The organism is Streptomyces sp. NPDC127108 (genome assembly GCF_042677545.1).
Taxonomy (GTDB): domain Bacteria; phylum Actinomycetota; class Actinomycetes; order Streptomycetales; family Streptomycetaceae; genus Streptomyces.
The window spans coordinates 1-8,332 of record NZ_JBHXTE010000069.1 but is presented as its reverse complement, the minus strand read 5'-3'; the positions used below and the strand labels follow the sequence as shown (position 1 = coordinate 8,332).

The 8,332-nt window shown below is 72.7% G+C and carries 9 protein-coding genes; 6 read left to right on the top strand and 3 right to left on the bottom strand.

The annotated features are described in order from the left end of the window. Window positions 1–215: 215 nt before the first annotated feature. Both ACFVHO_RS37760 and ACFVHO_RS37755 read left to right on the top strand, forming a co-directional pair. Window positions 216–1,109 (top strand): alpha/beta fold hydrolase, encoded by an 894-nt coding sequence (locus ACFVHO_RS37760; protein ID WP_385725003.1) that lies wholly within the window; start codon window positions 216–218, stop codon window positions 1,107–1,109. 208 nt (window positions 1,110–1,317) lie between these two features. Beyond that, window positions 1,318–1,704 carry a hypothetical protein gene (locus ACFVHO_RS37755; RefSeq protein ID WP_385725001.1) on the top strand — a complete coding sequence of 129 codons (387 nt, stop codon included), beginning with the start codon at window positions 1,318–1,320 and terminating at the stop codon, window positions 1,702–1,704. A gap of 16 nt (window positions 1,705–1,720) precedes the next feature. On the opposite strand, the gene ACFVHO_RS37750 is transcribed toward ACFVHO_RS37755, so the two are convergent. Then, on the bottom strand, window positions 1,721–2,251 hold the full coding sequence (locus tag ACFVHO_RS37750; RefSeq protein WP_385724999.1) for a hypothetical protein: 531 nt from the start codon (window positions 2,249–2,251) through the stop codon (window positions 1,721–1,723). 126 nt (window positions 2,252–2,377) lie between these two features. Then, complete coding sequence (locus ACFVHO_RS37745; RefSeq protein WP_385724998.1) at window positions 2,378–4,447, bottom strand: M6 family metalloprotease domain-containing protein; 2,070 nt, start codon at window positions 4,445–4,447, stop codon at window positions 2,378–2,380. Window positions 4,448–4,688: 241 nt separating this feature from the next. Here ACFVHO_RS37745 and ACFVHO_RS37740 point away from each other — a divergent pair, with 241 nt between their 5' ends. After that, the gene (locus ACFVHO_RS37740; RefSeq protein WP_385724996.1) at window positions 4,689–5,357 is read left to right on the top strand and encodes a TIGR04222 domain-containing membrane protein; all 669 of its coding nucleotides are present in this window, start codon (window positions 4,689–4,691) and stop codon (window positions 5,355–5,357) included. A 19-nt stretch (window positions 5,358–5,376) separates the two neighbouring features. On the opposite strand, the gene ACFVHO_RS37735 is transcribed toward ACFVHO_RS37740, so the two are convergent. Then, window positions 5,377–6,267 (bottom strand): LysR family transcriptional regulator, encoded by an 891-nt coding sequence (locus tag ACFVHO_RS37735; RefSeq protein ID WP_385724994.1) that lies wholly within the window; start codon window positions 6,265–6,267, stop codon window positions 5,377–5,379. 80 nt (window positions 6,268–6,347) lie between these two features. Between ACFVHO_RS37735 and ACFVHO_RS37730 the strand changes: the two genes are divergently transcribed. The 3 genes from ACFVHO_RS37730 to ACFVHO_RS37720 form a co-directional block, all read left to right on the top strand. Beyond that, window positions 6,348–7,370 carry an EamA family transporter gene (locus ACFVHO_RS37730; RefSeq protein WP_385724992.1) on the top strand — a complete coding sequence of 341 codons (1,023 nt, stop codon included), beginning with the start codon at window positions 6,348–6,350 and terminating at the stop codon, window positions 7,368–7,370. After that, the gene (locus ACFVHO_RS37725) at window positions 7,367–8,005 is read left to right on the top strand and encodes an NAD(P)-dependent oxidoreductase (protein WP_385724991.1); all 639 of its coding nucleotides are present in this window, start codon (window positions 7,367–7,369) and stop codon (window positions 8,003–8,005) included. The genes ACFVHO_RS37730 and ACFVHO_RS37725 overlap by 4 nt, the downstream gene beginning before the upstream one ends. 50 nt (window positions 8,006–8,055) lie before the next feature. Next, the coding region (locus ACFVHO_RS37720; protein ID WP_385724989.1) for a putative immunity protein at window positions 8,056–8,332 on the top strand (277 nt) is incomplete at its 3' end.

The window sequence follows — 8,332 nt, the reverse complement described above, 5'->3', positions numbered from 1 at the left end:
GGGGGTTCTTTCCACAATGCCGGCCTTTGGTGGGGGGGGGTTGCCCCTTAACCTCATCATTATCTAACGGTTAGCGCGTACCAACTCGGACCAGCGGCCTCCGCCGCGTTCCCGGGACCGCCTCGCCCCCTCGGCGGCGGGGCCGGACGGTCCCGCACGCCCCCCGCGGTGCACAATGTCGGTGCGGTGGTGACCAACGGGGCGGGAGCGACAGCGTGGACGTGACGGAGACCGACCTGCGACTGAGCGACGGACGTCGGCTGCACGTCTACGACACCGGGGGCGACGCCGGGCACGACAGCGGCTACGGCGCCGGATCCGGCACCGGGGCGGGCGCTGGTGACCCCCGGCTCACCGTCCTCTGGCACCACGGCACCCCCAACATCGGCGCCCCGCCCGCGCCGCTCTTCCCGGCGGCGTCCCGGCTCGGCATCCGCTGGGTGTCGTACGACCGGCCGGGATACGGCGGGTCGAGCCCCGACCCGGGCCGGAGCCTGGCGACCGCGGCGGCCGACGCCGTCGCCGTCGCCGACGCGCTCGGCATCGACCGGTTCGCGGTCATGGGGCACTCCGGAGGCGGTTCCTTCGCCCTCGCGTGCGCCGCGCTGCTGCCCGAGCGGGTGCGGTGCGCGGTGAGCGCGGCGGGTCTCGCGCCGTACGACGCGGAGGGCCTCGACTGGTTCGCCGGAATGTCGGACTCCGGTACGGCGTCCCTGCGAGCGGCTGCCGCGGGGCGCGCCGAGAAGGAGGCGTTCGAGGCGACCGCGGCATACGACCCGGAGATGTTCGACCCGGTCGACCACGCGGCCCTCGGCGCCGAGTGGTCCTGGTTCGGCGACGTCGTCGGCCCCGCCGTCGAGTCCGGCCCCGGCGGACTGATCGACGACGACCTCGCGTACGTGGCCCCCTGGGGCTGCGACCCCACCCGGATCACCGCCCCCGTCCTGATCCTGCACGGCGGCAGGGACCGCGTCGTCCCCAGTGCCCACGGTCGGTGGCTCGCCCGCCACTGCCCCTCGGCGGAGCTGCGGCTCCGTCCCGCCGACGGGCACATCTCCGTCCTCGATTCCGGCGCGGCCGCCCTGGAGTGGCTGGTCGAGCACCGCTGAACCGGGCGCCCCCGCGGCCGGTGGGAGTTGCCGCGGTGAACGCTCCGGAGAGGGACACCGGCGTAACTCATGATCTTGCCCCGCGTTGGTCCGCCTGGGCCGTCCCCGTCCGGTGACATCGGGACGGGCCCGTTCAGAGGGACCCGAATCGTCAGCTCCCGGTGCCTCGTCGCGGGGCCATGAGGGACACGCTCGAAGGAGTGCTCACATGTACAAGCTCACCAAGAAGGTCGCCGCCGGGGTGGCGGCCGTGGTCGCCGCGCTCGGCTGCGTCATCGTCGCGGGGCCCTCGGCCGTGGCCGACGGCAAGTGGTGCAACCACTCCGTCTGCATCGAGACCTACGACTCGGGCACCTACCTCGGCCGGGTCGAGGTGTCGGTCACCAACACCAACCAGCCGAACCGCATCTCCGCGCGCGTGTGGACGACCAACGGCTGGTCCGCCAACACCAAGGTGGAGGACGTGGCCAAGTTCAGGACGTACCGCGACCAGGCCTACCCCCAGCGCCACTTCCCGGCGGGCACCCGGCTCTGCGCTGAGGGCTTCCGCGGCGGGTCGAGCGTGGGCCTGCCCTGCGTGACCATCACCAACTGACGGCAGCCCGCCCGGCTCAGTCGCCCGAGCTGTCCTGGAGGAACCGCTCCACCTCGCTGGCGACTCCGGTCCTGGCCGACGACGCGCGTCCGCCGGTGCGTGTGGAGGCCTCGTGGACGCCGAGGCCTCCGGACCACACGTAGCCGAACGCGGGCTCGTCGTCGACCGCCGGACTGATCTGGATGTCCAGCTGCTTGAGCTTGGCGGCGGGCGCGGCGGCGTACAGCGTGGCCGTGACGCGGCGCTGGGGATACAGATTGAAGTCGCGGATCACGGCGCCGCCGAACTCGTCGACGAACGCGCCGTGTCCGTCCCTGCCCACGCGGACGTCGTAGTGGCGCGGATGGTCGTGGAGGTCGATGGTGAAGTAGGTGGAGCCGCGGTTGTCGAGGGTGACGTCGAACGCGACGTACGTCAGGCCCTTGGCGTCGTCGTCGCGCCCGCGCTGCGGTGTGGCCCTGCGGAGGTGGTGCACCCGGACGCGCAGCCCGGCCCACTCCTCCGACTGATACTCCTGCCAGTCTCCGACAACGTTTGGTATGTCCATCATTCCCACCTTTCCAGGCGTAAGCCTAGGAGGAACGGGCGGCGCAGGAGCCGCTTCCGGGGGGTGACGACGGCCACGCGCACGCCGAGGGCGGTCGGCCACGCCGGTGGCCGACCGCCCCCGCCGCTACTTCCTGAGCTTGCAGACAGCCGTCGCGGTCTTGCCCGGGTCGCTCTCCGACCGGGCGGTGAGCGTGACGCGGTTGTGCCGCTCGGCGCCCGGCCTCGCCTTGACGGCGACGTCGACCTCGACGGAGTCACCCGCCTTCGCGGTGGCGAGACGGTTGGGCAGCCAGGCCGACCAGCCGCGGGCGGAGGACGTGGCGCTTAGTCGGTAGACGTCGGAGGTCAGGTACTTGTCCATGATCTCGGGGTTCTCGGGGTGTCCCGACCTCGGCGGCTTCGTGCGCCCCGTGTTGTCCAGGTCGAAGGAGCACACCGCCCGGCGGCCGGGGTCGCCCTTGGCGTGGCCGCGGCTCAGGTCGGCGCCGCGGCGCTGCGGGCCCGCGCCGTCCAGGGACTTCACGGCGACGGTGTACGAGAGCACACCGGCGCGGGTGCGGTGCAGGTCCAGGACGTAGAAGTGCAGGCGGTTGGCGCGGTCGACGTACTCGTACTCGCTGCCCGAGTCGGCCCCGGCGTGCAGGAGCGCGTCGCTGAGCTGCCGGTAGTCGCCCATCGTGATCTTCTGCGGGCTGCCGTCGGGGCGCTTGAAGTCGACCATGTCGATGTCTTCGGGGTGGGAGTCGACGACCCAGGCGAACGGAGCGCGGTCCTGGTTCTTGGTCTTGCTGAGCAGGACGCCGTTGTCGGGCGTGAAGGAGTCCATGCCCATGCGGTCGACGACCTCGACGGTGTAGTTGTCGTAACCGCCGCCGTCGCACAGGGGGTTGGTGGCGGGATCGCAGGACGGTGACAGATCGCGGTTCATGGCGATGTTGACGCCGCTGAGCCCCTTGTCGCCGGGCGGCGCGGAGCGCGCGGTGACGCGGGCGACGACCGTGCCGGAGTCCTTGAGCGCGTCGCGGTCGAGACGCAGCACGTTCTTCTCGTCGACGATTCCGAGCTTCAGCTTGTCGCGCAGGATGTGCTGGGAGCCCATGGACGCGCCGTTGGCGGCCGGGATCTGCCAGCGGGTGTGCGGACCGCCGGGGCCGTTGAAGGAGCCGCGCGACAGCATGCTCCAGATGCCGGTGTAGGCGCGGCGCATCGGTGTGCCGTAGGGATTGTTGTAGTTGTCGGCGATGCCGAGGATGTGGCTCAGCTCATGGGCGTACACGGCCATGCCGGAGCTCTCGGCCTGGGTGGAGGAGCCGCCGGAGGCGTTCGGCCAGATGCGGGCGGCGGCCGCCCACGAAGTCCACGGCACATAGCGGGTGTTGGCGGCGTTGCCCCCGGTGCTGATGGGCGCGGGCGGCCCCCACTTCGCCGGTACGTCCTGCGGCGACGCGAACTTCATCTGCCCGAACTCCTGCCAGACGGACGACTCGTCCTGCCCGGCCGTGAGATAGAAGATGAAGTCGTACTTCGCGGTCTCGGCCTCGCCCGCGTCGGCGACCCACGCCGCCTTGCCGTCGGCGCGGATGTCCTTGCCGCAGCTGAAGCCGGTCGGGCAGGCGCCCGGGTTCATCTGGGGCTCGATGCCGTACTGGAACGACTTGTGCGGCATGCGGTAGACGCCGAAGGACGTCAGGTCGACGCCGATGCGGCCGCCGGAGTCCTCCATCCAGTACTCGTTGATGGTGTGGCCGCGGTTCAGCGCGCCCGGCTTGTTGAGGAAGTCACGGTAGAACGACGGCAGTTGGCTGCGCGGCACGTTCGAGGCGCTGGGCTGCGGATTGCCGAACAGGCTCGATCCCGCCGGTTTGCTGACCGTGAACTCCTCGTCGGGGTAGTCGAGAAGGACCAGGGCGCCCTTGAAGGTCCGCTTCGTCGGCTCCAGTTCGGGGTTCGCCCAGTCGGTGCCGGGGACGGACCGGTAGTCGGACCAGGTCATGTCGTCGGGGTTCTGCCAGCGCTGCGGGTCGATCGGCCGGACGAGCGGGCGGCTGCCGGACGGCTCGGGGTTCGCCTGCGCGGGGACGGCGGCGAGCGGGGAGAGGACGAGGGCCAGGAGCGCGGCCAGGAGGCCCGCGCGGCGGGCTCGGGGGTGCGTCGTTCTAGCGCGTCGTATGGGTGTGCGGCGGCGGAGGAACAAGGCTCACCTCTTGTCGGAGGGGTGTGGACAAGAACATGACAAGCCGGTCAGCGGTACTTTCCGCCTGAGTCCCCTGGGGAGTCAACAGGCTTTTGGGACGGGTCTGCCCGGTGGTGCGCGGGTCGCCCGGTCGCCGGGGCGGGAAGCTCAAGTGTTCCTCTGAAGCGCCGGGCCCGGGGGTTGCGGTCTTCGCGACGCGGCGACACTGCCGTCAAGTGCGGTGTTCCAGGGGGTGGTTGGCATGTGGATGCGATTCCGGCGGTCCTCAGCGGTGGGGGAGCCACCGGCGCTGGACGTCTACGACGTGGCCTGTCTGGCCGGTGGGGTGCCGAGGGTGGTGGACAGCGCGGTGATCGCGCTGGCGGAGCGCGGGCTCGTGGTGGTGCGGGCGTCGCGGGTACGGGCGGTGGGCGCGGACGAACGCGGCCGCCAGGGCGCGCCGCCGCCCGCGCACCCGGTCGAGCGGGCCCTGCTCGCGGCGTGCCCGCCCGAAGGGAGCAGGGGCATCACCCGGCTGCGGGCCATCCTGACGCGCTCGCCGGAGATCGACGCCCTCGTCCTGCGGCTGGCCGACGAGGGGCTTGTGGCCGGAGCGCGCGGCCGCTCGACCCTCGCGGGCCGACGGCGGCTTGCGGCGGCCGAGCGGGACGGGAGGCTTCCCGCGTACGTCTTCGGCGGTGCCGCGGTCCTGCCGGACGGCCCTGTGCGGCAGGGCATCATCGACGCGGCCCCGGCGCCCTCGGGCCTCGGTCGCGCCATGATCCGGCTGGGGAACGCCGTCGACCGTGACACGGACTCGGGTGGCGGCGAGGGCGACGGGGGCGGTTCCAGCGGTGGTTCCAGCGAGGGCTCGGGCGGTGGGTCGAGCGGCGGGTTCGGCTGCGGTGGTGGCTCCGGCGGCGGTGACTGACGCCCGTGCCGGGGGCGCGTCACGAGGCGGGCGCGTCCCCCGTCGGGATGTCGAGGACGGTGAGGAAGGCGGCCGCCGCCGGTGTGCGGCTGTGGCGGCTCCAGATGACGTACTCGACGCGGGCCGGTGCGTCGGCGACCTCGACGGTGGTGACGCCGGTGAGCTGAGGCGCGTACGCGGAGGGGAGCATGGCGATGCCGAGGCCCGGTGCGACGAGGCGGGTCATGTAGTCGGCGGCCGTCACCTCGAAGGCGACGTCCCGGCTGAGACCGGCGGCTGAGAAGGCCTGGTCGGACTGGAGGCGCCCGGCCGTGCCCGCGGGCAGGTCCACGAAGACCTCGGTGGCGAGCCTGCGCAGGCCGACCGACGCCTGACCGGCGAGGGGATGGTCCGGCGCGACCACGGCGACGAGCCGGTCGCGGGCGAGCTCGTGGGCCGCGACGCCCTGGGGCCGCGCCGTCGTCGGAAGGCCGAGGAAGGCCACGTCCAGGGCGCCCTCCCTGACCTGCTCGATGAGGTCGTCGCTCGCGCCCACGCGCAGGCTGATCCGCACCTGCGGGTACTGGCTGCGGAAGTCCCGCAGCGCGCCGGGAACGTCGACCGCGGCCACGGTCGGGATCAGGCCCACGGCGAGCCGTCCGCGTACCTCACCCACCGCCGCGGCCACCTCCGCCGCCGCTCGCTCGGCGGCGTCCAGGCACTGGCGGGCGGCCGGGAGGAAGGCCGCGCCCGCCGGGGTCAGCCGCACCCGGCGGCTGGTGCGCTCGAAGAGCCGTGCGCCCAACTCCTTCTCCAGGCGCGCGATCTGATGACTGAGGGCGGACTGGACGACGAGGCACCGCTCGGCGGCCCGGGTGAAGCTGTTCGTCTCGGCGACGGCGACGACGTACCGCATCTGTTGGAGCTCCATGGCGATCTATCTTGTATCGAGATCGATGAGCTGACAAACATGTGTTGGACTCATTGATCGCGTCGGGCGAGGCTACGGGTATGACAAGTCCAGCAGCACCGACGGGTTCCGGCGGAACCGGTGCGGGTGCTCTCCGAGGGAATCTGCCCCGCATCGCCCTGACGGCGCTCGCTCCCGCCGTGTGGGGGACGACCTACGTCGTGACGACCGAGCTGCTGCCGCAGGGGCACCCCCTGTTCGCGGGGCTGCTGCGCGCGCTGCCCGCCGGACTCGTCGCGCTCGCGGTGACCCGGACGCTGCCGCGGGGGGCGTGGTGGGGGAAGGCCGCGGTGCTCGGCGTCCTGAACATCGGCCTCTTCTTCCCGCTGTTGTTCGTCGCCGCCGAACGCCTGCCGGGAGGCGTCGCCGCCACCCTGGCCGCGGCGTCGCCCCTCATGGTCGCCGTCCTTGCCGTGACGGTCCTCCACGAGAGCCCCTCCGTCCGGCGCTTCGTCTGGGGCGCGGTCGGTGCCGTGGGCGTCGGCCTGGTCGTCATCCGGCCGAACGCCGGGTTCGACGCCGTCGGCGTGGTGGCGGGCCTCGCCGGAGCGGCCACCATGGCGCTCGGCGTGACGCTCACCAAGCGCTGGGGGCGACCCGCCGGGGTCAGCCCCACCGCGTTCGCGGGCTGGCAACTCGCCGCCGGGGGACTGTTCCTGCTGCCCCTGACCTTCCTCGCCGAGGGGGCGCCGCCCGCGGTCGACCTGTCCGCCGTGCTCGGCTACCTCTGGCTGGGTCTGGTCGGTGGCCTGATCACGTTCGTCCTGTGGTTCCGAGGCATCACCACCCTGCCCGTCACGTCCGTCGCGGTGCTCGGCCTGCTTTCGCCGCTGGTGGCCGCCGTCCTCGGCGCCGCCGTGCTCGGGCAGACGCTGGGGCCGGTGCAACTCGTGGGGTTCGGGCTCTCGCTCGCGGCGATCGTCGCGGGGCAGCTGCCGCCGACGAGGCGCGCACGCGAGTCCGCATCCGTACGCGAGTCCGCGCCCGTACTCGAGTCAGCATCCACTCCCGCACCCACACCCACTCCCGCTTCCGCACCCCTGTCGAAAGGAACACCCCGATGAAGATCGCCGTAGTAGGAGCCGCAGGCATGGTCGGGTCCCGTGTCATCAGCGAAGCCGCGAGCCGCGGCCATGACCTCATAGCCGTGTTCCGAAAAGCACCGAAGGACGACCTGCCGCCCGGCGTGACCGCCGTCGAGGGCAACGCCGACGACCCCGACCACATGAGCGCCCTGTTCGGCGGCGCCGACGTGATCGTGGCCGCGACCCGCCCCGCCCCCGGGCACGAACACACGGCGGCACCGACCACGACGGCGCTACTCGACGCGGCGGCGACGGCCGGCACCCGCATCCTCGTCGTCGGCGGCTCCGCACCCCTGCGGGCGCCGGGCGACCCCGACCGGCTCGTCCTCGACAGCCCGGAGTACGTGCCGCAGGAGTGGCGCAGCATCGCCGCCGCGAGCGCCGCGCAACTGGACGTGTGCCGCGCGCACCCGGCGGCCGACTGGGTCTACCTCAGCCCGCCCGCCGTCCTCGAACCCGGGCGCCGCAGCGGCACGTACCGACGCGGCACCACGACCCTCGTCACCGACGCCGACGGGGTGTCCCGGATCTCGGCCGAAGACCTCGCCGTCGCGGTCCTCGACGAACTGGAGAACCCGCGCGAGGAACGGCACTTCACGGTCGGCGAGAGCTGAGGGACACACCCCGCGGCCGACGCCGTCACGGCCTGCGGCAGGATGAGCACGTGCCGACCGAGACAGAGCGAATCGAGCTGAGCGAAGAGGAACTGCGGGAGATCACGGGCTACGCGGCCGATTGCGCCCGCCGGGTCCTCGCGGTCTTCGAGAAGGAACTCCCCGCCGACACCCGCCCCCGCGAAGCCATCGAGGGGGCGGACGCCTTCGCCGCGGGCGGGCGGCGCACGACCGCTCTGCGGCAGAGCGCGTGGGCCGCGTTCAAGGCGGCGAAGGAGGCCGAGTCGCACGCCGTGGCCGCCGCCGCGTGGTCGGCGCGCCCCACGG